17 protein-coding genes and 1 riboswitch are annotated in these 21911 nt (G+C 64.3%); of the genes, 13 read left to right on the forward strand and 4 right to left on the reverse strand.

What is annotated here, in order from left to right:
- The first annotated feature begins 12 nt into the window (after positions 1-12).
- The 9 genes from AC239G_RS02450 (at position 13) to AC239G_RS02490 (ending at position 13191) form a co-directional block, all read left to right on the forward strand.
- Positions 13-1758, forward strand: a complete 1746-nt coding sequence (locus AC239G_RS02450; protein ID WP_487489718.1) for a class I adenylate-forming enzyme family protein — start codon at positions 13-15, stop codon at positions 1756-1758.
- 38 nt (positions 1759-1796) lie between these two features.
- Positions 1797-2576, forward strand: a complete 780-nt coding sequence (locus tag AC239G_RS02455; RefSeq protein WP_139470399.1) for an SDR family oxidoreductase — start codon at positions 1797-1799, stop codon at positions 2574-2576.
- Positions 2573-3832, forward strand: a complete 1260-nt coding sequence (locus AC239G_RS02460) for an acyl-CoA dehydrogenase family protein (RefSeq protein WP_139470400.1) — start codon at positions 2573-2575, stop codon at positions 3830-3832. The genes AC239G_RS02455 and AC239G_RS02460 overlap by 4 nt, the downstream gene beginning before the upstream one ends.
- Positions 3829-4911, forward strand: coding sequence for a phosphotransferase family protein (locus AC239G_RS02465; RefSeq protein ID WP_139470401.1), 1083 nt, complete (start codon positions 3829-3831; stop codon positions 4909-4911). Before AC239G_RS02460 ends, AC239G_RS02465 begins: the two co-directional genes overlap by 4 nt.
- Positions 4912-5002: 91 nt before the next feature.
- Positions 5003-6292, forward strand: a complete 1290-nt coding sequence (locus AC239G_RS02470; RefSeq protein WP_139470402.1) for an MFS transporter — start codon at positions 5003-5005, stop codon at positions 6290-6292.
- 309 nt (positions 6293-6601) lie between these two features.
- Positions 6602-6717: riboswitch (glycine riboswitch) on the forward strand.
- 129 nt (positions 6718-6846) lie between these two features.
- Positions 6847-9780, forward strand: coding sequence for an aminomethyl-transferring glycine dehydrogenase (gcvP, locus tag AC239G_RS02475; protein WP_139906779.1), 2934 nt, complete (start codon positions 6847-6849; stop codon positions 9778-9780).
- The gene (locus AC239G_RS02480) at positions 9780-11042 is read left to right on the forward strand and encodes a glycine cleavage system aminomethyltransferase GcvT (protein ID WP_482401306.1); all 1263 of its coding nucleotides are present in this window, start codon (positions 9780-9782) and stop codon (positions 11040-11042) included. Before gcvP ends, AC239G_RS02480 begins: the two co-directional genes overlap by 1 nt.
- Positions 11043-11154: 112 nt before the next feature.
- A complete protein-coding gene (gene gcvH, locus AC239G_RS02485) occupies positions 11155-11553 on the forward strand; it encodes a glycine cleavage system protein GcvH (RefSeq protein WP_172172378.1) in 399 nt (132 codons plus the stop codon).
- A 150-nt stretch (positions 11554-11703) separates the two neighbouring features.
- On the forward strand, positions 11704-13191 hold the full coding sequence (locus AC239G_RS02490) for an L-serine ammonia-lyase (RefSeq protein WP_376906639.1): 1488 nt from the start codon (positions 11704-11706) through the stop codon (positions 13189-13191).
- A 219-nt stretch (positions 13192-13410) separates the two neighbouring features.
- Here the strand turns inward: AC239G_RS02490 and AC239G_RS02495 are convergent, their stop codons facing one another.
- Positions 13411-14670, reverse strand: a complete 1260-nt coding sequence (locus tag AC239G_RS02495) for an IS30 family transposase (protein WP_139470450.1) — start codon at positions 14668-14670, stop codon at positions 13411-13413.
- A 607-nt stretch (positions 14671-15277) separates the two neighbouring features.
- Here AC239G_RS02495 and ectA point away from each other — a divergent pair.
- The 4 genes from ectA to AC239G_RS02515 all read left to right on the forward strand — a co-directional run bounded on the left by ectA (position 15278) and on the right by AC239G_RS02515 (position 18643).
- Complete coding sequence (ectA, locus tag AC239G_RS02500) at positions 15278-15673, forward strand: diaminobutyrate acetyltransferase (protein WP_229664249.1); 396 nt, start codon at positions 15278-15280, stop codon at positions 15671-15673.
- A gap of 163 nt (positions 15674-15836) precedes the next feature.
- Entirely contained in the window at positions 15837-17141 is a 1305-nt protein-coding gene (ectB, locus tag AC239G_RS02505) for a diaminobutyrate--2-oxoglutarate transaminase (RefSeq protein WP_487489719.1), read from the forward strand.
- Between the two features lie 169 nt (positions 17142-17310).
- On the forward strand, positions 17311-17718 hold the full coding sequence (locus tag AC239G_RS02510) for an ectoine synthase (protein ID WP_135810511.1): 408 nt from the start codon (positions 17311-17313) through the stop codon (positions 17716-17718).
- A gap of 226 nt (positions 17719-17944) precedes the next feature.
- Positions 17945-18643: a hypothetical protein gene (locus AC239G_RS02515; protein ID WP_139470349.1), complete on the forward strand. Its 699-nt coding sequence runs from the start codon at positions 17945-17947 to the stop codon at positions 18641-18643.
- Between the two features lie 50 nt (positions 18644-18693).
- Here the strand turns inward: AC239G_RS02515 and AC239G_RS02520 are convergent, their stop codons facing one another.
- Genes AC239G_RS02520 through AC239G_RS02530 form a run of 3 tightly spaced genes read right to left on the reverse strand, consistent with a single transcriptional unit; the run spans position 18694 to position 21882 of the window.
- Positions 18694-19713: a ketopantoate reductase family protein gene (locus tag AC239G_RS02520; RefSeq protein ID WP_139470348.1), complete on the reverse strand. Its 1020-nt coding sequence runs from the start codon at positions 19711-19713 to the stop codon at positions 18694-18696.
- Between the two features lie 10 nt (positions 19714-19723).
- Entirely contained in the window at positions 19724-20572 is an 849-nt protein-coding gene (locus tag AC239G_RS02525) for an SDR family NAD(P)-dependent oxidoreductase (protein ID WP_487489720.1), read from the reverse strand.
- On the reverse strand, positions 20569-21882 hold the full coding sequence (locus AC239G_RS02530) for an MFS transporter (protein WP_458311771.1): 1314 nt from the start codon (positions 21880-21882) through the stop codon (positions 20569-20571). Before AC239G_RS02530 ends, AC239G_RS02525 begins: the two co-directional genes overlap by 4 nt.
- Between the last annotated feature and the right edge of the window lie 29 nt (positions 21883-21911).

Here is a 21911-nt window from a genome sequence, read left to right on the forward strand (position 1 = left end):
GGCGACAGTCAGATGGCAGCCGACAGCACTTCCACCACCACGCGGCATGTGTGGACGCGGCTCTACCCCGCCGGAGTCGGTGAGACGCCGGAGATCCACGACGCATCCACGGCTCATGCGTGGAACGCCCGCGTCGAGGCGGCCCCCAGTCAGATCGCCGTGACCTACCGTGGCCGCAGGTTCACCACCGCCGACATCGACCGTGAAGCCGAGGCGCTCGCCGCCGGGTTCCTCTCCCGCGGCCTGCAGAAGTCGAATATCGTCGGCGTCTACCTTCAGAACGTCCCGCAGTTCGCCGTGGCGCTGCTCGCGGCCTGGAAGATCGGCGTAGTCCCCCTCGTCCTCAACCCCATGTACCGCGGCCGCGAACTGCGCGCGCTCATCGACGATTCGGCTGCCTCGGCGATCATCTGCGACGAAGCAGACCTCGGCCAGGTTCGTGAGACCCTCGCCGGTGGCTCCCTGACCTGGGTGCTCATCACCGATGACGACGAATACGATCGGGACCCCTCCGACCTCACCGGCGACGCCCAGACCGCAGCTGTCCGTGAGTCAGAAACCACTCCCGCCGAGGCGACCCCCGCCGAGTCCGGGATCGCCGTTTATTCGTGGGGTCCCTTCCTCGCCTCCCAGCGCACCGACGCGCCCGATCACCGCACCGAACTGCTGCCGGGCCTCGACGACGCCGCCCTGCTCACCTACACATCGGGCACGACCGGACCGGCCAAAGGCGCCGTCGGCACCCATCGCAATGTGCTCGCCGTGGCCCGGTCGTATGGAGAGTGGCTGAACCTCGGCGAAGGCGACGTCATGCTCGCCATCGCCCCGCTCTTCCACATCACCGGAGCCGTCGCCTGCGCGGCGACCTCGCTGATCTTTCCGATCACGCTCGACTTCATCGGCCGCGTGAACGCGGACAAGATCGTCGCCGCCATCCGTGATGACAAGGTCACCGTGACCATCGGCTCGATCACCGTCTACAACGCCCTGCTCGAACACGAGTCCGCCACAGCCGAGGACCTGCAGAGCATTCGCTACCTCTATTCCGGTGGAGCCCCCGTGCCGCCGGCCACGGTCGAGCGTTTCCGGAAGCGGTTCGGCCACTACATCCACAACATCTACGGGATGACCGAAACCGCCTCGGCGGTCATCGGAGTCCCGCCGAACACGGAGGCGCCTGTCGACCCGGCCACGGACACCCTGGCCATCGGCGTGCCGTTCCCCGGACTCGAAGCCCGCATCGTCGACATCGCCGACGGGACCGTCATCACCGATTCCAGTGCCGGCGAACTCGAGTTGCGTGGGCCTCAGATTACGCCCGGCTACCTCGGCAAGCCCGAAGCCAACGAGGCGGCATTCGACGAGGGCTGGTTGCGCACCGGCGATGTCGGAGTCATGGACGCAGCCGGCTGGATCTATCTCGTCGATCGGATCAAGGACCAGATCAACGCCTCCGGCTACAAGGTGTGGCCGCGCGAGGTCGAAGACGTCCTCTATGAACACCCTGCCGTGCTCGAAGCCGCCGTCGTCGGCCAGCCCGACGACTACCGCGGTGAGACCGTCGTCGCCTACGTCTCCCTGCGCACCGGCCAAGACGTCAGCGCCGAGGAGCTCATCGCCTTCGCGAAAGAACGCCTCGCTGCGTACAAGTACCCGCGCATCGTCCACGTCATGTCCGACCTGCCGAAGACGCATACCGGAAAGATCCAACGCAGGCTGCTGCGCGACTCGGCTAGAGAAGCAGCGTCGAACAAATAGGCACCACTGACAGACAACTAAGCAACACAGGAGAAGCAATGAGCGAATCATCGTTCGGACGCCGTTTCGAGGGACAGGTCGCCCTCGTGACGGGATCGAGCCGCGGCATCGGCCTCGGCATCGCCAAGCGGCTGCAGGCCGAAGGCGCGACCGTCGTCCTCACCGCTCGCAAGCCCGAGCCCTTGGCCGAGACGGTCGCCGAATTCCCCGAAGGCACCGCAATCGGCATCGCCGGCAAGGCCGATGACTCGGCTCACCGGGCCGAAGTATTCGACACAATCGAGAAGAAGTACGGCCGCCTCGACGTCCTCGTCACGAACGTCGGCATCAACCCGGTCTACGGTGACACCGTCGACATTGAGCTCGATGCCGCCCGCAAGATCCTCGAGGTCAACGTGCTCGGAACCCTGGCCTGGATCCAGGGCGCGGTCAACCACGAGGGTCTGCACTTCCGTGAGAACAAGGGCCGGATCCTCTCGATCTCCTCGGTCGCCGGACAGAACCCCAGCGAAGGCATCGGCATGTACGGAGTCTCGAAGGCCGCCGTGTCCCACCTCGTGAAGACTCTCGCCGTCGAACTCGGCCCTGATATCCGCGTCAACGGCATCGCTCCGGCCGTCGTCAAGACCCGTTTCGCCACCGCCCTCTACGAAGGCAAAGAGGCAGAAGTCACCGCCGCCTACCCGGCCGGCCGCCTCGGCACACCTGAAGACATCGGCGCAGCTGCGGCCTACCTTACGTCGTCCGACTCGGACTGGATCACCGCCCAGATCCTCACCGCCGACGGCGGACTCATCACAGCAGGAGGCACAGCATGAGCCGGATTCCCGCAGAGGTCGAGGAGCTGCGCCAGCGCACCCGCACCTTCATCCGCGAGGTCGTCATCCCCGCCGAGCCCCATCCCGGGGACTACCTCGACGAAGCGGTCCTGACCGACCTCAAGGCCAAAGCCAAGGAGTCCGGAGTCTTCGCTCCACACGTGCCCACCGAGTGGGGCGGCCAGGGCGTGCCGGTCGAATTCTGGTCCCCGGTGTTCCAGGAGGCAGGATACTCGCCGATCGGGCCCGCCGTTCTCAACTGCATGGCACCCGATGAGGGCAATATGCACATGCTCGCCCAGATCGCCACGCAGGAGCAGAAGGAGCGGTTCCTCGCCCCGCTGGCCGCCGGCGACGTCCGCTCGTCGTTCGCCATGACCGAACCACATCCGGGCACCGGCTCCGACCCGTCGGCGTTGTCCACCCGCGCCGTCAAGGACGGCGACGAGTGGGTCATCAACGGTGACAAGCGCTTCATCTCCGGTGCTGAACTGAGCAGCTTCTTCATCGTCATGGCCGCCACCGACGCCGAGGAGTCGGCCGCTGCGACCGAGGGGTCGGGCTCCGCGCAGGCTCGCAAGGGCCAGGCCGCCACGATGTTCCTCGTGCCCAAAGACACCCCCGGCGTCAGTGTCGGCCGGTCGATCCACACTGTCGATCGCACCATCGCCGGAGGCCACCCCTACGTCCACTTCGACGATGTCCGCGTCCCCGCCTCGGCGATCCTCGGCGAACCGGGGAAGGGCTTCGCCTACGCCCAGGTGCGCTTGGCACCGGCCCGCCTCACGCACTGCATGCGGTGGCTGGGACTGGCCCGCCGGGCGCTGGACACGGCTCTCGACCGTGCCGAACATCGCGAGGCATTCGGCGACGTCCTGGCACGTCAGGGGCTCGCGCAGGAACTCATTGCGCAGTCAGTCATCGACATCGAGACCTCTGACGCGATGATCACGAAGACCTCCGAGGTGCTCGCCACCGACGCAAAGGAAGCGAACTCCAGATCTTCGATCGCGAAGGTCTACTGCTCCGAAGCCGTCTACCGCGTCATCGACCGCGCCATCCAGATCACCGGCGGCGACGGAGTCTCCGACCAGCTGCCGCTGATCCAGTACCTCAACGACGTCCGCCCGTTCCGCATCTACGACGGCGCCACCGAGACGCACAAGTTCGCGATCTCCCGCCGCGCGTCATCGAAGCGCCGCAAGGAAGTCGCCGCAGGTGCACCTCGTCTCGACATCGTGGGGGAGGCCCGGTGACCGAGAAGCTCGTCGACGTCGTCGACACCGCCGCCGAGGCGCAGGCACTGTCCGCACCGCCGTTGCTCATCGTCGACGTCCTCACCGACTACCTCGACACGCACGGCCTCGGGTCCGGTCCCGTCCGCTGGGATCGCATCGGCGAGGGCCAGTCGAACGTCACCTTCCGGATCCGGCGTGATGACCTCGATGTGGTGCTGCGCCGCGGACCACGCCCGCCGATCCCGAAATCGACCCATGACATGGTCCGCGAAGCGAAGATCCAGAAGGTCCTCGGCGCCCAGGGAGTGGCCGTGCCCACGATCCTCCACGTCTGCGAGGACGAATCGGTCCTCGGCGTGCCGTTCTACATCATGGACTTCGTCCCCGGCACTGTTGTCACCGACACTCTGCCGGACTTCCTCGCCGAGGTGGCTGACCGTCGCGCACTGAGCGAAGCCCTCGTCGACCGCCTCGTCGACCTCCACTCGGTCGACGTCGCAGTTCCCGAGGTGGCCGCGCTCGGTCGTCCGGACGGGTACCTGGAGCGCCAGGTGAAGTTGTTCGCCTCCCTCTGGGGGAAGAACACTCAGCGGTCGCTGCCCCAGGTCAGCCGCCTCGGTGAGTGGTTGGCTGCGAACATTCCGGCCACTCAGCGGCACGCGGTCGTCCATGGCGACTACCGTGCCGGCAACGCGATGATCGCGTCCTCGACGCCGGTCGAGGTCGCAGCGATCCTCGACTGGGAGATGTCGACCCTCGGCGATCCGCTCGCCGACCTCGGCTACTTCCTCGTCACCTACACCGACCGCGAGAATCCGCGCACGGTCATGGACCTCACCCCGGTCACTGCGGGGGAGGGGTTCCTCACCCGTTCCGACCTCGCCGAGCGCTACCAGCAGAAGACGGGCCTCGACCTGTCCGTATTGCCTTGGTACGAGGCCTTCGCGCTGTGGAAGGCCGCGATCTTCAGCGAAGCCATCTACACCAGATGGCTCAACGGAGAGGCGCCGTCGGCCGGTAACTTCACCGGCAGCCTCGAGACCGGGGTCCCCGAACTCATCGCAGCCGCCGAAGCCGTCGCCTCCACCGTCGTGTGACGGCGAGCGAGATAGGAGTATCCGCACCACCGAACACCACCACAGAGATATACAGCATCACCACCTCCAATGAAGCAGTGGAAAGGAAGCCATGACCGATACGATCGCAGAGACAAAGGTGCCTCTGCAGCTGAAACGGCGATCCGTCGTCGCGAGCACCATCGGCAATATCCTCGAATGGTACGAGTGGAGCGCCTACGCGGTGTTCACGCCCTTCATCGCCGCCGCGATGTTCAACAGCGAGGACACAGTCTCCTCCGTCCTCGCGACCCTCGGCGTCTTCGCCGTCGGGTTCCTCATGAGACCCCTGGGCGGCATCGTGTTCGGGAAGATCGCCGATGTGAAGGGGCGCAAGTTCGTTCTCATCGTCACGATGCTCATCATGGCAGGCGGTTCGTTCCTCATCGCCGTCCTGCCGACCTATGGTCAGATCGGCGTCTTCGCCTCACTCATCCTCCTTCTCATCCGAGTGGCACAGGGCTTCGCCCACGGAGGGGAGTCGGCAACTGCGAACTCCTATATCGCTGAGATCGCTCCGGCCCACAAGCGCGGTTTCTGGGGCTCAATCGTCTTCGTCGCCATCTTCGGCGGTTCGGTCGTCGCTTACACGATTGGGGGCGTGATCACGAACGTCTTCTCCGAGGCAGCAGTTTCCGACTGGGCATGGAGGATTCCGTTCGCGCTCGGCGGTCTGCTCGCGCTCGTCGCGCTGTGGATGCGGCGCGGAATGGTCGAAAGCGATGTCTTCGAAGCCGATGAAGCGGAAGAAGTTGTCGACCCGACCCCGCTGGATCGCGGCCGCGTGGCCCGTGCGATCGTCCTCGTCGTGCTCATGACCTCCGGTATCACCGCGGCTCACTACACCTGGACGTCGTACGCGTCGACCTTGGCGATCACCGAGCGCGGTATGGATGCGCAGACCGCTTACTGGGCGACCGTCGGTGCGCAGATCATCGCACTCGCGTCGCTGCCCTTCTGGGGATTCCTCTCCGACCGGATCGGTCGTCGGCCGGTGCTCATCGGCTTCGGAGTGCTCATGGCGATCCTGCAGTATCCGCTCATGGGCATGATCACGGACACCGGCTGGACGTTGTTCGTTGCGTCGACGCTGGCACTGCTCGTGGTCTCGATGGCAGGAGCCTTGTTGTCGGCAGTCCTGTCCGAGGCCTTCCCGACGAAGGTCCGCACCCAGGGAATCGGCTTCGCCTACTCGGTCTCTGTGGCTGTGTTCGGCGGAACGGCACCATATCTCAATGGACTGTTCAACTCGCTCGACCTCAGCTGGCTCTCCAGCGGCTGGGTGGTCCTGCTCTGCTTGGCAACGATCGTCGCCGTGGTCAAGCTGCCCGAGACCAAGGGCAAGGACCTCAACGCGATCTGAACATCGCGGCGGGACCGCAGCGCCGCCTCGGCGAATCTAGGTCGCTAACGGGCTTCGGCGCCCGAATCTAGGTCGCTATCGGATACTTCTGAGCAAGGAAAGTATCCGATAGCGACCTATTTCTGCATTGGAGTCACAGAGGATCTGCCGTGGGGAGCTGGTCCTCGCGGCGGTTGGAAGAGTGGCCACAGCGAGGGGGCCAGCAGGGGGTTTGTCGGGGGTGATTTCATTCACTAGAATCGGAGGCGCAGTCTCAGCCGGGGGCTTCAGAGGCCCAACTGGTTCTGCACATAACTTCATACGCCGCTAAGACAAGACGTGGGAGAGCTGCCGCAGTCGGGCCGAATCGAGCCGGACTTCCGAGCAGCGCCGTAGGTGCAATTCCCTCCCCGGGAAACTCTCAGGCCCAGTACCACCGATTGCAGGCATATCTGAAGGACGCGAGTTCGCCGCACACGTGCGGTGCGACCACGCATCCGACAGATCGGGGAGGACACTCAGCGATCGCTGCGTCCTCCAATTCGGTGGGCGCGACACCGACCCAAGGACGGCAATTGACCAGTTCACTCGCCCATACGACGCAGGCAACAGGGGACACCGCGCGCCCCTTCTCCGACCGCCACATCGGCCCCCGCGCCGACGACGTGCAGGCCATGCTCGCCGAACTCGGCTATGACTCCCTGGAAGCGCTCTCTTCCGCTGCCGTCCCGGAATCCATCCAGAACACCGAGCTCAACCTGCCCGCCGGCCGCTCCGAATTCGATGTGCTGGGCGACCTGCGCGACCTCGCCGAACAGAACGTCATGCGCACCCAGCTCATCGGCCAGGGCTACTACGACACGATCACCCCGGCCGTCATCCGCCGCAACCTCGTCGAGAACCCCGCCTGGTACACCGCCTACACCCCGTACCAGCCCGAGATCTCCCAGGGCCGGCTCGAAGCGCTGCTGAACTTCCAGCAGGTCGTCCAGGACCTCACCGGCCTCGACATCGCCAATGCCTCCCTCCTCGATGAGGCCACCGCCGTCGCCGAGGCGGTCCTGCTCATGCGTCGAGCCGTGAAGAAGGGGACAACCGTCGTCCTCGACTCCGAACTCCACCCGCAGACCATTGCCGTTGTCCGCGCCCGGGCGAAGGCCATGGACTTCCGCGTCACCGTCGCCGACCTCGCCGAGGGCCTCGTCGGCGAAGACATCTTCGGCATCGTCTGCGCCCAGCCCGGCACCACCGGCGCCATCCGCGACTTCACCGAAGCCGTCGACGGAGCGCACGACCGCGGTGCGCTGGTCACTTTCGACGCCGACCTGCTGGCCCTGACCCTGCTCAAGGACTGCGCCTCCCAGGGTGCGGACATCGCCGTCGGCTCGGCCCAGCGCTTCGGTGTGCCCCTGTTCTTCGGCGGCCCCCACGCCGGCTTCATGGCCGTGAAGTCCGGACTCCAGCGCCAGCTGCCCGGCCGCCTCGTCGGAGTGTCCAAGGACGCCCAGGGCAAGCCCGGCTACCGTCTGGCCCTGCAGACCCGCGAACAGCACATCCGCCGCCAGAAGGCGACGTCGAACATCTGCACCGCGCAGGCCCTGCTCGCCAACGTCGCCTCGATGTACGCCGTCTACCACGGCCCGGTCGGTCTGACCCGCATCGCCTCCCGCGTCCACCGCCTCGCCCACGCGTTCGCAGGTGCCGCGGACACCGCCCCCGGCGCCGAGGTTCTCACCTGGGAATTCTTCGATACCGTGGCCCTGCGCGTGGCCGATGCCGAAGCCGCCCGCTACGTCGCCGACCAGGCTGGATACAACATCCGCGTCATCGATAGCACCACAGTCGGCGTCTCCTTCGGCGAACCCCACACCGTCGCCGATGCCAACGGCCTGCTCGAAGCCCTCGGCATCCTTGCCCGGGTCGACGCGGACGACTTCGAAGCCGCCTCGGCGGGAACCTTCGGAGCCAACGCCGTTCCGGAGCCCGCATTCGCGGCGTCGTTCCACCGGGACACCGAATTCCTCACCCACCCCGTCTTCAGCGCCCACGGCTCCGAGACCTCGATGATGCGCTACCTGCGCACCCTGGCCGACCGTGACCTCGCACTCGACCGGACGATGATTCCGCTGGGTTCGTGCACGATGAAGCTCAACGCCGCCGCCGAGATGGAACCCATCACCTGGCCGGAATTCGCCTCCATCCACCCCTTCGCCCCCGTCGAACAGACCAAGGGTTGGCGCGCACTCATCGGTCGCCTCGAGGACTCCCTCGTCGAGGTCACCGGCTACGACCGTGTGTCCCTGCAGCCCAACGCCGGCTCGCAGGGTGAGCTGGCCGGACTGCTCGCCATCCGCGCCTACCATGTGGCCAATGGGGACGATGCCCGCACCGTCGTACTCATCCCGCAGTCCGCGCACGGCACGAACGCCGCCTCCGCGGTGCTCGCCGGACTCCAGGTGCAGGTCGTCGCGACGGCCGATGACGGCTCCGTGGACATGGACGACCTCGATGCGAAGATCGCCAAGCACGAAGGCAAGATCGCCGGCATCATGATCACCTACCCGTCGACCCACGGAGTCTTCGAACCGCAGATCCGCGAGGTCTGCGACAAGGTTCACGCCGCCGGCGGCCAGGTCTACGTCGACGGTGCGAACCTCAACGCCATGGTCGGACTCGCCAAGCCCGGCGAATTCGGCGGCGACGTCTCCCACCTCAACCTGCACAAGACCTTCTGCATCCCCCACGGAGGAGGCGGCCCCGGAGTCGGCCCTGTGGCGGTTCGCGAACACCTCGCTCCGTACCTGCCCGGCGATGCCACGCTGCCGGAGCTCGTCGCCGGTGACCCGGATGCCAAGGAGCTGCCGATCTCCGCATCGATGTTCGGCTCCGCAGGAGTCCTGCCCATCAGCTTCGCCTACCTCGAACTCATGGGTGCCGAAGGGCTGCGCGAGGCCTCGCGCTCGGCTCTGCTCGGTGCGAACTACCTGGCGAAGAAGCTCGGCGACGTCTACCCGATCCTCTACTCGGGAGAGAACGGACTCGTCGGCCACGAAACAATCCTCGACCTCCGCGCGATCACCTCGGCGACGGGAGTCACCGCCGAGGATGTCTGCAAGCGCCTCGTCGACTTCGGTTTCCACGCCCCGACCCTGGCCTTCCCGGTGCCCGGCACCCTCATGGTCGAACCCACCGAGTCCGAGGACAAGGACGAGCTCGACCGCTTCATCGAGGCCATGCGCACCATCCGCGCCGAGATCGACGAGATCGGCAAGTCGTATACCTACGAAGAGTCGCCGCTGGCCCTCGCGCCGCACCCAGCGACCGCAGTGATGGACGACTGGGACGGCAAGTACAGCCGCGAGACCGCGGTGTTCCCCGTTCCCGGGCTGCGCCTCACGAAGTACTTCCCGCCGGTCAGCCGCATCGACGGAGCCTACGGCGACCGCAACCTGGTGTGCTCCTGCCCGCCGCCAGAGGCCTTCGAAGAGTTCGAGGAAGAGGACAAGTGATGACCGATAAGACCGCGAACACACCGAAAGAGACCCCGCTGCACAGCATCCACGCCGAGCTCGGTGCCTCGTTCACCGACTTCGGCGGCTGGGACATGCCGCTGAAGTACGGTTCGGAACTCGCCGAACACCGTGCCGTGCGTGAGGCCGCAGGCCTCTTCGACCTCTCCCACATGGGAGAGGTGCGCATCAGCGGAACCGACGCCGCAGCCTTCCTCGACTACGCGCTCGTCGCGAAGTACTCGAAGATGAAGATCGGCAAGGCCAAGTACGGAGTCATCGTCAACGAGTCAGGCGGCCTGCTCGACGACCTCATCACCTACCGCATCGGCGACGAAGAGTTCCTCATCGTCCCCAACGCCTCGAACACGCCCCCCGTGGTCGCCGCGCTCAAGGAACGCGTGCACCAGTTCGTGCAGACCGTCGCACCCGGCTCCGATGTGCACCTGACCGACGAATCCGACGCCACCGCGCTCATCGCAGTGCAGGGACCGAACTCGGAGGCGATCATCCTGCGCGCCCTCGACGAGTCCGGCCACGGCGAATTCGGACCCCGCACCGGCGCCGGCGACCAGGCGAAAGCCCAGGTCACCGACGAGGCCAACGGGGGAGCCACCTCGGCGGGGGATGCGAAGATCACCATCGGTCAGGCGGTGCGCGAACTCAAGTACTACGCGTGGATGCCGCTGACGATCGCCGGGATCGACCTCATGCTCGCTCGCACCGGATACACCGGTGAGGACGGGTTCGAGCTCTACGTCCCCAACATCGGCGCCTCCCGCCTGTGGAACACGCTCGTGACCTCGGGTGCGGACTACGGACTCGTTCCCTGCGGTCTGGCCGCACGCGATTCGCTGCGCCTCGAAGCCGGAATGCCGCTCTACGGCAACGAACTCGATCAGAACACCACCCCGTACGATGCGGGACTGGGCCGGATGATCGGGTTCAACACGAAGGACGACTTCTTCGCCCGTGAGGCGCTGGCGAAGCTCGGAGAGACCGAACCGCCGCGCGTGCTCGTCGGCCTGAGCTCGGAAGGACGCCGTGCCGCCCGTTCCGGTGCCGCCGTATCGATCGACGGCGCTGAGGTCGGCACCGTCACCTCCGGTCAGCCCTCGCCGACGCTCGGCCACCCGATCGCCCTGGCCTACATCGATCGGGACCGCACCGAGGTGGGCACCGCCGTGACCGTGGACATCCGCGGCAAGGCACACGACTTCACCGTCACACAGCTGCCGTTCTACAAGCGCCAGGCCGACTGAAGCTCTCACCCACAATTCATCCTGGTGGGACCGGCGACTCGTAGACTGGTCCCACCTGGCACAACAACGTCGTGACCGCCCCTTCCGGCGGCAGTCACAGTAAGGAAGACATATGGCACAGCTGCCCCCGCTCCCGCAGAACTTCACCTACTCCGCCGAACACGAATGGGTCGACGGCGCTGCCGATGAGCTCGTCGGCAAGACCGTCAAGGTCGGCATCACCGCCGTCGCCGCCGATGCCCTCGGCGAGGTCGTCTACGTCGACCTGCCAGCGGTCGGCGACACCGTCACCGCAGGTGAGACCTGCGGCGAGGTCGAATCCACGAAGTCCGTGTCCGACCTCTACACCCCGGTCACCGGCGAGGTCGTCACGATCAACGAGGCGGCCGTGGACTCACCCGGACTGCTCAACTCCGACCCCTACGGTGAGGGCTGGCTGTTCGAGGTCGCCGTGACCGAGGTCGGCGAAGTCATGGACGCCGCCGGCTACGCCGAGGCGAACTCCCTCTGAGCCTCACCCTCCGGGCGGAGGATATAAACCCTGAAGCGGGGTCGGTCGAGGTCGGTGCCGACACATCGTCGGCATCGGCTTGCCATGCACGTGAGTGCACGGCTGTTCGGTCGGCCCCGTCGTCATCTCATCAGAAACGAAGTGATTGCCATGCCATTGAGTGTCTTCGATCTCTTCACGGTCGGCATCGGACCGTCGAGCTCCCACACCGTCGGACCGATGCGTGCCGGCGCGAGCTTCATCGACCTCCTTAGCGATTCGCTGAGCTCCGTGGCGGATCTGCGCGTCGACGTGTTCGGTTCCCTGGCCGCCACCGGCGCCGGTCACGGGACCTTCGACGCCATCCTCATCGGCCTCGAAGGCTGCCGCCCCGATCTCATCGAAGCCAACGAACTGACCGCCCGGCGGACACGGATGTCCGAGACCGGGACGATCATCCTCGGCGACTCGACCGGCAACGGCGTCGAACTCAAGTTCACCGAGGATGACATGGTCAAACGACCGCTGACCGTCCTCCCGCGCCATACGAACGCCATGACCGTGACCGCCTACGACGCTGCCGGGGAGACTCTCGCCGAGGAGACCTATTACTCCGTCGGCGGCGGATTCGTGACTTCGGAGACCGAATTCCTCGAGAAAGAGAAGACCGCCGAGGATGGTGCAGCTGCCGACGGCGGCGGTGCAGGCGCGGGCGTCGAGTTCGCGGTCGCGGATTCTGTCGTCGATGCCGAACTCGAGTCCTACGACGAAGAGCTGCCCTACCCCTTCCACTCCGGAGTCGAGCTGCTTCAGCGCTGCCGCGAGAACGATCTGTCCATCGCCGAGATCATGCACGCCAACGAACTGTCGATGCGCGACGAGGATGAGATCCGGCACGGACTGCTCCACATCTACTCGGTGATGGAGGAATGCGCTTCGGCGTCCCTGGACCGCTCCGGTTATCTGCCCGGAGGGCTCAAGGTCCGCCGCCGCGCACACGACTGGTACCTCAAACTCAAGGCCGAGGACCCCGACCGGGATCCCGGCTACTACCTCGAATGGGTCAACCTCATCGCGATGGCCGTGAACGAGGAGAACGCCTCGGGAGGCCGCGTCGTCACCGCGCCGACGAATGGGGCGGCCGGCATCATCCCCGCCGTGCTGCACTATGCGCTCAACTACGTTCCCGCAGTCAAGGAAGGCGGCGAGTCCGCGAAGCATCGAGCCATCGTCGACTTCCTGCTCACCGCGGCAGCCATCGGAGTCCTCTACAAGGAGCGGGCGTCGATCTCCGGCGCCGAGGTGGGCTGTCAGGGAGAGGTCGGATCCGCCTCGTCGATGGCGGCCGGGGGACTGGCTGCCGTTATGGGCGGAACACCCGAGCAGGTGGAGAACGCCGCCGAGATCGCGATGGAGCACAACCTCGGACTGACCTGCGACCCGATCTCCGGGCTCGTGCAGGTCCCCTGCATCGAACGCAATGCGATCGCCGCCGGCAAGGCCATCAACGCCTCCCGCATGGCTCTGTGGGGCGATGGCCAGCACCGGGTCAGCCTCGACGAGGTGATCGAGACGATGCGCCAGACCGGCGCGGACATGTCCTCGAAGTACAAGGAGACAGCGATGGGCGGCCTCGCCGTCAACGTCGTCGAGTGCTGAGGCAGGACGGGTCGTCGAGTGCTGAGGTCAGTGCGTCTGAGGTTCGGAGCCAGGCAAGCGGCGCTCACCTGAGTCGCGGCCTCTCGAGCCGGCTTTGCGCACTCATCTACTTCCGTACCTCTGCCGCGGCCTGAAGCAGCGGGGAGAAAGGGTTAAGTGTGCGAAGAATGCCGAAAATCGGCGGTGGGCTCAGTGTTCTAGTGCAACAGTGGGCTGGTCTCAGGCTACCTGCTCATGCAACAGATCAGCCAGGACCTCGGCCGGGGTCGCGAACCCGAGGACCTTCCGCGGCCTGCGGTTGAGCTGATCCTGCATCGCCTGGATCTCCTCGTCAGTAACCGACTCATCGAAGACCGTGCCCTTCGGGTAGTAGTCCCGAACGAGACCGTTGGAGTTCTCATTCGTCGGTCGTTGCCAGGGTGAGTGCGGGTCGCAGAAGTACACCTGGCAATCGGTGGCGACAGTGATCCGCAGATGCTCAGCCATCTCCTGACCCTGGTCCCACGTGAGAGTCGAGAACAACGCTTCCGGCAGGGAAGCGATCATGTCCTGGACTAGTCCGGTGACGGTGACCGATTCGCGGTTGTTCGGCAGTTTCCGGATCAAGGAGAACCGGGACCGGCGTTCGAAGACGGTCACCAGGCCACCGGCGTGGGAATCGACGACGAGATCACCCTCCCAGTGGCCAGGAACAGTGCGGTCGGCAGCTTGTGAGGGACGGTCGGTCAACAAGGCACCATCGAGCCAGGGACGGTTGGACCGACGCGGCAGCTTCGACTGTGGCTTCCTTCCCGTCTGTCCCGATCGGAGGGCTTTGACCACGGCCAGCTCGTGACGCAGGGATCCGCGTCCTTGGACGTAGAGAGCTTGGTAGACCGTTTCGTGGCTCACGTGCAGGTCCTTCCGGTCAGGGTAGTCACGCCGAAGCCTACCGGCGACCTGTTCGGGCGAGCACTTGTCGTTGAGCCCGTTGATCACGTGAGCCCGCAGCCACGGATCCTCGAGACGTGTGCGACGGTGTTTCTTGCGTGCCTGTCGGGCATAGGTGCGGCCGTGGGCGCCGGCGGCACTGTAGACCGGGTGTGGGCTGATTCTGTCGTATTGGATGAGTCGGTTGCGGCGGATCTCTCGGGACACGGTTGACGGAGCAACACCGAGTTGAGTCGCGATGGTTCTCATCGACAATGGCGGATCTGATTGCAGGCCAGCCTGGATCGTCATTCGGTCGGCGATCGTCAGGTGGCGGTAGGCAGGTGGTCGTGGTGGTGCCGGGGCAGCAACGATGGTGGTCGGCATGGACAGTATTCTGCCGGTCCTGCCTTTGGGCAGGCCGAGTCGCCGCGCCCACCGGGTGACGGTGTTGAGGTTGATGCCGAGGTGGTCAGCGATCGCTGATCGTGGTCTGCCTTCGAGGAGGAGCCAGAAGAGTTCGTCGAGGACGTGGAAGGGCAGCCGTGGACGTCTGTAGTGCGTGGTCATGGGGGTGTTCCTTCGTTCAGTGGAAACACCCGGTCTGATAGTGCTGGTCAGACCGGGTGTTGCACTAGAACCTAGAAACCGCCGGCCTCAAGGCGACATTCTTCGCACACTTAACTCGTGTCGGCGGCGGCGGGCGCGCAGCATCCGGCTGATGGCGGCGCTGCGCGAACACCTTCGCGCCTGCGCGAACTACTTCGCAGCCGCCTCGATCCCGCCCGCAGAGCCTCAGACGGCAACCTCGGGCAACAGGACACCTTGCTATCCAAATTCAAGCGAAGTGACATGGAACACGTGGAACCTTTGTTCCAACTCCAGTCAAATGTAACGAAACGATAACGAACCTCTGGCGCGGTATGAGCGCGAAGGAGCGCCCCGTCGCATCCCAGAGATGCCATGGGGAAAGCCGGGTCCGTTACATGTCGGTAGCTCGGGACGATCGTTGCGGAAGTACCCCGGAATCGGCACTTTCGAGGTTGACGCTCGATCTCAGCCCGTTAGGTTTGTTGGCGTGATTAACGCACTCGCTGAACCGAAGACGCAAATCGACGTCCGGACTCCAGAACTGGAGGACGGACAACATCTATGGCGGCTCGCGAAAGACACAGCCGTGCTCGACCTGAACTCCTCATACTCGTACCTGCTGTGGTGCCGCGACTTCGCGGACACCTCGGTGATCGCACGAATCGACGGAGAACCCGCCGGCTTCATCACCGGTTACACCCGTCCGGAGAATCCGGACACCCTGATGATCTGGCAGGTCGCCGTCAACGAGAACTTCCGTGGACACGGACTCGCATCGACCATGCTCCATGAACTGGCCGACCGGACCGGCGCTCTCCGCATGGAGACGACGATCACCGACGACAATGCGGCGTCCAACCGCCTGTTCCAGGCGTTCGCTGAGAAGCGCGGCGCCGGATTCGACCGTCGCCCGCTGTTCACCCCGGACCTCTACCCGGACGGCCACGACACCGAGTACCTCTACGAGATCGCACCCCTATAACGAGCCTCACCCCGGCGCCGCGCGGCCCCCTGTTCCAAGGGCGTGGACGCGCCAGGTGCCAGGAGGCGGAAGAGATCGCCCGCAGTGAGCGGCAGCGGCCACCGCCTCGGCGACTGCATCCGATGCAGACGCAGAACTTAAAGAAGTCGAAAGGACTCAAGTCATGACTGAAAGCGCTAAGCCCACACCCACTGACAAGCCCGACATCTTCGAAACTCGCGAGTCTGCCGTGCGCAGCTACTGCCGTTCCTGGCCCGCGACCTTCGCCCGTTCGCAGGGCGCAAAGCAGTGGGACGAGGACGGCAACGAGTACCTCGATTTCTTCTCCGGTGCCGGTGCCCTCAACTACGGCCACAACAACCCGGTCGTGATGGGCCCGCTCATCGAGTACCTGCAGTCGGGCGCCGTTCTGCACTCGATGGATATGAAGACCCCGGCCAAGCGTGAGTTCCTGCAGACCTTCCAGGACCTCATCCTCAAGCCGCGCGGACTCGACTACTCCGTCATGTTCCCCGGACCGACGGGAACCAACACCGTCGAGGCGGCTCTCAAGCTTGCTCGCAAGGTGACCGGCCGTCAGCACATGCTCTCGTTCACCAACGCGTTCCACGGCATGACGCTGGGATCGCTGTCGGTGACCGGCAACTCGATGAAGCGCGAAGGCGCAGGCATCCCGCTGACCAACAGCTCGAAGATCCCGTACGACGACTACTTCGACGGAGAGGTCCCGGATTTCCTGTGGCTGGAGAAGGTCCTCGAGGACTCCGGCTCGGGCGTCGACAAGCCCGCCGCTGTCATCGTCGAGACCGTGCAGGGCGAGGGCGGACTGCGTGCCGCTCGCGCCGAATGGTTGCGCGCACTGTCCGACCTGTGCAAGAAGCATGACATCCTCCTCATCGTCGATGACGTGCAGGCAGGCTGCGGCCGTACCGGTTCGTTCTTCAGCTTCGAAGAGGCTGGTATCGAGCCCGACATCGTCTGCCTGTCGAAGTCGATCTCCGGTTCGGGTCTGCCGCTGGCTCTGACCCTGTTCCGTCCCGAGCTCGACGTCTGGGAGCCCGGCGAGCACAACGGCACCTTCCGCGGAAACAACCCTGCGTTCGTGACCGCGACCGCCGCTATCAAGACTTTCTGGGCCGACAATGAGTTCCAGAACCAGCTCGCCGACACCATTGCCGAGCTGCACCAGCGCCTCGACGCGATCGTCGAGAAGGCTGAAGGTGCTTCGATCCGTGGACGTGGCCTGCTGGCCGGCGTCTGCTTCGAAGACCTCGAGGTGGCCGAGAAGGTCGCCGCCTACGCCTTCGAGAACGGTCTCCTGCTCGAGACCTCGGGCGCCGATGACGAAGTCATCAAGATCATGCCGCCGCTGACGATCGACTCGCGCGATCTGCAGGCGGGCCTGGACATCATCGAGGCCGGGGTGGCCAAGTTCGCTCCCGCCGCCGCGAAGGCCGCATTGGCCTGACCCACCTCTGCCGGGCCGGCGTCGCAACTGTGGCGTCGGCCCGAGCTTTGGGCGGATTCGAGCTCACCCGCTCGATCGCCCACCCGGGCCGACGGGAGCCGTCGAAATGAGACGGAAGTCCGCGGCCCACCCTGAACACTTTCACCGACCTTTTGCGAAAGGACCACAGATGTACGTAGTCAACCGCGATGACCTCAACGACACCGACCGTGATGTGAAGTCCGAGACCTGGCGCTCACGCCGCATGGTGCTCGGCAAGGAACGCGTCGGATTCTCGTTCCACGACACCGTGATCTACGCCGGAACCACCTCGACGTTCCATTACCAGAACCACGTTGAAGCCGTGTACTGCGTGCAGGGTAAGGGAACGCTGACCGACGAGGAGACCGGCAAGGTCTACCCGCTCCACGATGGCGTCATGTACCTGCTCGACGGAAATGAGAAGCACACCGTCGTGGCCGAGGAAGAGCTGCGCATGGCCTGCGTGTTCAATCCGCCGGTCACCGGCCGTGAGGTCCACGACGAGAACGGCGTGTACCCGCTCATCCTCGAGGATGAAGCGGCACCCGCGAACTGAATCAGTTCCCCTCGCCGAGGCGGCCCGAGCATTGCGCTCGGGCCGCCTTTTTCGTGTGGTTGAGTTGTGCGCTTGGACGGCAAAGTTGAGCCGAAGCCGGTCGCACTGCAGGTGTGATAATCTTCGGTCATACAAATTTCAAGTTCGTGACTTCTCGTTGCCGATTACACATTCGTTGACTCCGACTCAGGCATCCTCTTCCATCCCATCTTCAGTTGGAGTCTCCATGAAGTTCCTCAAGCGCGCCCTCGTGGCGTCCGTTGCCGCTCTTGCTCTTGCCATCGGTCCTGCCGTGTCAGCCGAGGCGGCGAGTGCGAAATTTGATGTCACCAAGCTTTCAGGTAAAAACATCGTCGTGTCTGACTGGAACTGCCGAAACGTAGATGTCTACATGTCTCACAAAAAGTCAGGCGTTTCAGAGTGGGATGTATATGTCGATGTCACCCGCAAAGGCGGGATCGTAGACGGCGCTATCTTCTCTCACGCTGGAAACTCGAAGCGCGATCGAGTCATGGTCTGCCCGGATTGGTCTGGTCTCGGGAAATATACACTCGGTCCATCTGACGTCTATGCGAACAACAAGAGCTATTCGAAGTTCGTCAGCCGTACCGACTACACGAAGGGTTCGTTCTACGTCCGTGGCAAGGCTTATGCCTCGCTTTCGTCGAAGCGCGGCGGAAGTACGGTTACGTTGACCTCGTCGACAAAGGTGTACAACCCGGAGAAGTACGGCAAGGTCAACTACAACCCGAAGGTGAAGTTCCAAGTCAAGTCCGGCAGCAAGTGGAAGACCCTGAAGACGGCCAGCGCGAAAAAGGGCAAGGCCGTCTACAAGGTGAAGTCGAAGAGCAAGCGGTACTACCGTGTCACGTTCAGCCAGGTCAGCTGGGCCACCGGGGCGACATCGAAGTCGGTGAAGAAGTAACCGCGAGCATCCCACAGGGACGCTCGCGGCCGATGGCTGCAGAGGCGGCTTCAGGCGATGCGCTCCAGTAGATGGTCACCCATCACCGCATCTTCACGCTCGAGTTCACGGATCACGTCAACCATCGTCTGGAGCTTCTGTGCGGAGATTCCGTGCGCTTCGGCGATGCGCAGGACCGGCTTGTAGTGGGCAGGAACTTCGGTGGGGCGTCTGCGGACGTTGATGTCCCTCCAGATTCCGGAGCGTGTCTTCGTTTGTCCGGCGAGCCACCCACAGAGTGAATCGAAGGCTTCGTCGACAGTGCTTGCCGGCGTGGTCTTTCGATAATCGTCTGGGGCGAAGGCGTCGAAGCCTTCGAGCCGGAGTCCAAGAGCGTCCGAGATCGCGAAGACCTCGCGAGCGAGCTCGAGCATGGGGGTACGGTTCTCGCTGATCACCGTCGACATATCCTTGTCGATGAACGAGCTGGCCGTCAGCATTGCACCGAACGCCAGTTTGGACCAGAGGAAACCGCTGACATTGTCACTGACGATAGGCGTTCCCCAATGGGAGAGTGCGTCGGCCAGGTCGTGTACTCGATTGCTCGTGCCCCCTGCGAATTCGCCGACGGCGATGGTTCCAATGCCGCCGTCTTTGACAACTCCTGGTTCGACGAGATCAGCGAAGAGATCGACGAATGCGATCACTGTGCGATCGCGGCCGACACAGTCGGCGATCTTCGCTTCGTTGAGGCCGTTCTGCATCGAGGCCACATAGCCGTCGGCGCGGAGTCGAGGGGCGATCCAACCCATGGCGGCTTCGGTTGCCTGAGACTTCACCGCAAGCATTACAGGCCCCACCTCGTCGGGGGCATCGTCGGGAGTGAAAGCTGGAACGCGAGTTTCAAGGGTTCCGTCGGGACTGTCGATCTTCAATCCGTTCTGACGGATAGCTGCGACGTGGGTAGCATCGGTATCGACGATCTGCACGGGGTGGCCCCCCGCAGAGAGGTGCGCAGCAAGCGTGCCTCCGATGGCACCTCCTCCGACGACTGTATAAACCGCTTTTGCAAGGGAAGGGGGTGTGGTCATTCGATCATGCTCACTTTCGTTGCTGTGGGTGGTGCGTCTCTGCCGCCGGTGGTTCGACCTCGGTGCGCGTCTCGGACCAGTGGACCGGAAGATTGAGTGCCCCGGCGGCGGAGCCGCCGTCGACTCTCAGGATCTCGCCGGTGATCCAATCCGCTTCGGGAGAAGCGAGCCAGAGCACGGCACGTGCGATGTCGTCGGGTCGACCCTTGCGCCCGAGCGGATTGGACGACACCTTTTCCACGTAGTCATCGCTGAGACGATTGAGCTCGCTGTTGACGACGACGAATCCGGGTGCCACGGCGTTGACCCTGATCCCCAGGAGGCCCAATTCGAGGGCGCTGGCTCGTGTGACCATCTCCACTGCCGCCTTCGACGTTGTGTAGGGTGCGGCGCCGGGACGTGCTCGCAGCGCAGCGCCCGAGGAGATGTTGACGACAGACGGGTACCCGGTTGGCAACTTCTCGGCGAGGTGTTGAATTCGATTGGCGAATTCCACAGTCAGCAGCTGCGGCGCTCGCACATTGATCGTCTGCACTGCATCCCAGATCTCGGCGGTGATGTCGAGCAAGGGAACGGCAGGGTACACGCCTGCAGAGTTGACGAGGACATGGACATCACCATGCGAGAAGGCCGACTCGATCACCGAGGCCGGTGCCTCGGGATCGCGCAGGTCGCACGTGATCGGATTGACGACGGAGGCACTTCGGCAGAGGTCATCGGTCAGCGCACTAAGCGCCTTGGCGTCGAAATCGACGATGGTGAGCTGGCTGCCTCGATCGGCGTACTGATGGGCGATCTCCCTGCCGATGCCGCTTGCCGCGCCGGTGACGAGGACATGGGGAGCGAAGTCAGAGGTCATGCGATCTTCTTTCCCTTGGTCTCCGGCATGGTGAGATAGACAGCCAGACCAACCGCGGCCGCGACGGCGCAGTAGATCCACACTTTGTCACCGATTCCGACGTCGTTCATCCACGTGATGATGTAGGGAGCGGTGCCGCCGAAGATGGCGACTGCCAGAGCATAGGGGAGTCCGATACCGGTTGCACGGACCTCCGGAGGGAATTGCTCGGCCATGATCACGGCACAGTTGGCGGAGTAGCCGAGCAGCAGCGTCATGCCGACGATCTCAACGCCGAGGAAGACCCAGAAGTTGTTGTCGAGGAAGTTGAGCAGAGGGAATGCGAGGACGAGGAATCCGCCGGCGAAGGCGGACATCGTCGGTTTGCGGCCGATTTTGTCAGACAGGATGCCGACAAAGGGCAGCATGCAGATGAAGTACCCGATCGAGATGAAGTTGGCGGTCAGAGCCTGGTTGAGCGGGAGACCGGTGGCGACATGGGCGTAGGTCGGCAGGTACGAAACCCAGATGTAATACAGCAGGGTTCCGGCGATGGTGATGCCGAAGACCCGTGCGACAGCGCGGGGGTGCTTGACGAACATCGTGAGGTACGAACGCTTCTGTTTCGGCTCGCTTTCACGAGCGGCCTTTGTCGCTTCGAACGAATCCGACTCGGCAACATTCGTCCGCAGCCACAGACCGAACAGTCCTAGGAGCGCACCGAGCGCGAATGCTAGGCGCCAGCCCCAGGAGTCGAGAGCCTCGGAATCGAGAGCGGAGGTGATGACCGCTCCGATGCCCGCGGCGATGAGGCCGCCGGCTCCCACTGAGACCTGTTGCCAAGACCCGGCGAAGGCCCGGCGTTTGGGAGCTGCAGCTTCGACCATGAAGGCCGAGGAGGCGCCGAACTCGCCGCCAGCAGAGAAGCCTTGGAGCATGCGGGCCAGCACCAGCACGATCGGGGCCGCGATGCCGATCATCGAATAGTCGGGGGTGATTGCGATGAGGAGCGAGGCACCGGCCATCAGACCGATGGTCAGCGCCATGCCCTTCTTGCGACCGTGACGGTCGGCGTAGTTGCCGAGGACCGCGGCACCGATCGGACGCATGATGAAGCCGACGGCGAAGACAGCGAGCGTGGCGAGCAATGCCGCTGCCGGGTCGTCACCAGGGAAGAAGTGAACGGCAAAGACCGATGAGAAAGTCGTGTATATGGCCCAGTCGACCCATTCGACTGTGTTCCCGACAGCACCGGCGAGCAGCGCCTTTCGACCTTTCTTCGACAGCTTCGTGTCGTGGGGCGGATGAGTGTGAGTTGAGTCAAGAGACATGATCTGTTCGTTCCTTTGTGATGCAAACG

The organism is Brevibacterium sp. Lmc1, assembly GCF_057654315.1.

Excerpts from the sequence above, each read along its gene's own strand:
- AC239G_RS02495 (WP_139470450.1), bottom strand. The coding sequence starts at position 14,670 with ATGACCACGCACTACAGACGTCCACGGCTGCCCTTCCACGTCCTCGAC.
- AC239G_RS02460 (WP_139470400.1), top strand. The coding sequence starts at position 2,573 with ATGAGCCGGATTCCCGCAGAGGTCGAGGAGCTGCGCCAGCGCACCCGC.
- AC239G_RS02455 (WP_139470399.1), top strand. The coding sequence starts at position 1,797 with ATGAGCGAATCATCGTTCGGACGCCGTTTCGAGGGACAGGTCGCCCTC.
- AC239G_RS02520 (WP_139470348.1), bottom strand. The coding sequence starts at position 19,713 with ATGACCACACCCCCTTCCCTTGCAAAAGCGGTTTATACAGTCGTCGGA.
- AC239G_RS02515 (WP_139470349.1), top strand. The coding sequence starts at position 17,945 with ATGAAGTTCCTCAAGCGCGCCCTCGTGGCGTCCGTTGCCGCTCTTGCT.
- gcvH (WP_172172378.1), top strand. The coding sequence starts at position 11,155 with ATGGCACAGCTGCCCCCGCTCCCGCAGAACTTCACCTACTCCGCCGAA.
- AC239G_RS02510 (WP_135810511.1), top strand. The coding sequence starts at position 17,311 with ATGTACGTAGTCAACCGCGATGACCTCAACGACACCGACCGTGATGTG.
- AC239G_RS02450 (WP_487489718.1), top strand. The coding sequence starts at position 13 with ATGGCAGCCGACAGCACTTCCACCACCACGCGGCATGTGTGGACGCGG.
- AC239G_RS02490 (WP_376906639.1), top strand. The coding sequence starts at position 11,704 with ATGCCATTGAGTGTCTTCGATCTCTTCACGGTCGGCATCGGACCGTCG.
- ectB (WP_487489719.1), top strand. The coding sequence starts at position 15,837 with ATGACTGAAAGCGCTAAGCCCACACCCACTGACAAGCCCGACATCTTC.
- AC239G_RS02480 (WP_482401306.1), top strand. The coding sequence starts at position 9,780 with ATGACCGATAAGACCGCGAACACACCGAAAGAGACCCCGCTGCACAGC.
- AC239G_RS02470 (WP_139470402.1), top strand. The coding sequence starts at position 5,003 with ATGACCGATACGATCGCAGAGACAAAGGTGCCTCTGCAGCTGAAACGG.
- AC239G_RS02530 (WP_458311771.1), bottom strand. The coding sequence starts at position 21,882 with ATGTCTCTTGACTCAACTCACACTCATCCGCCCCACGACACGAAGCTG.
- AC239G_RS02525 (WP_487489720.1), bottom strand. The coding sequence starts at position 20,572 with ATGACCTCTGACTTCGCTCCCCATGTCCTCGTCACCGGCGCGGCAAGC.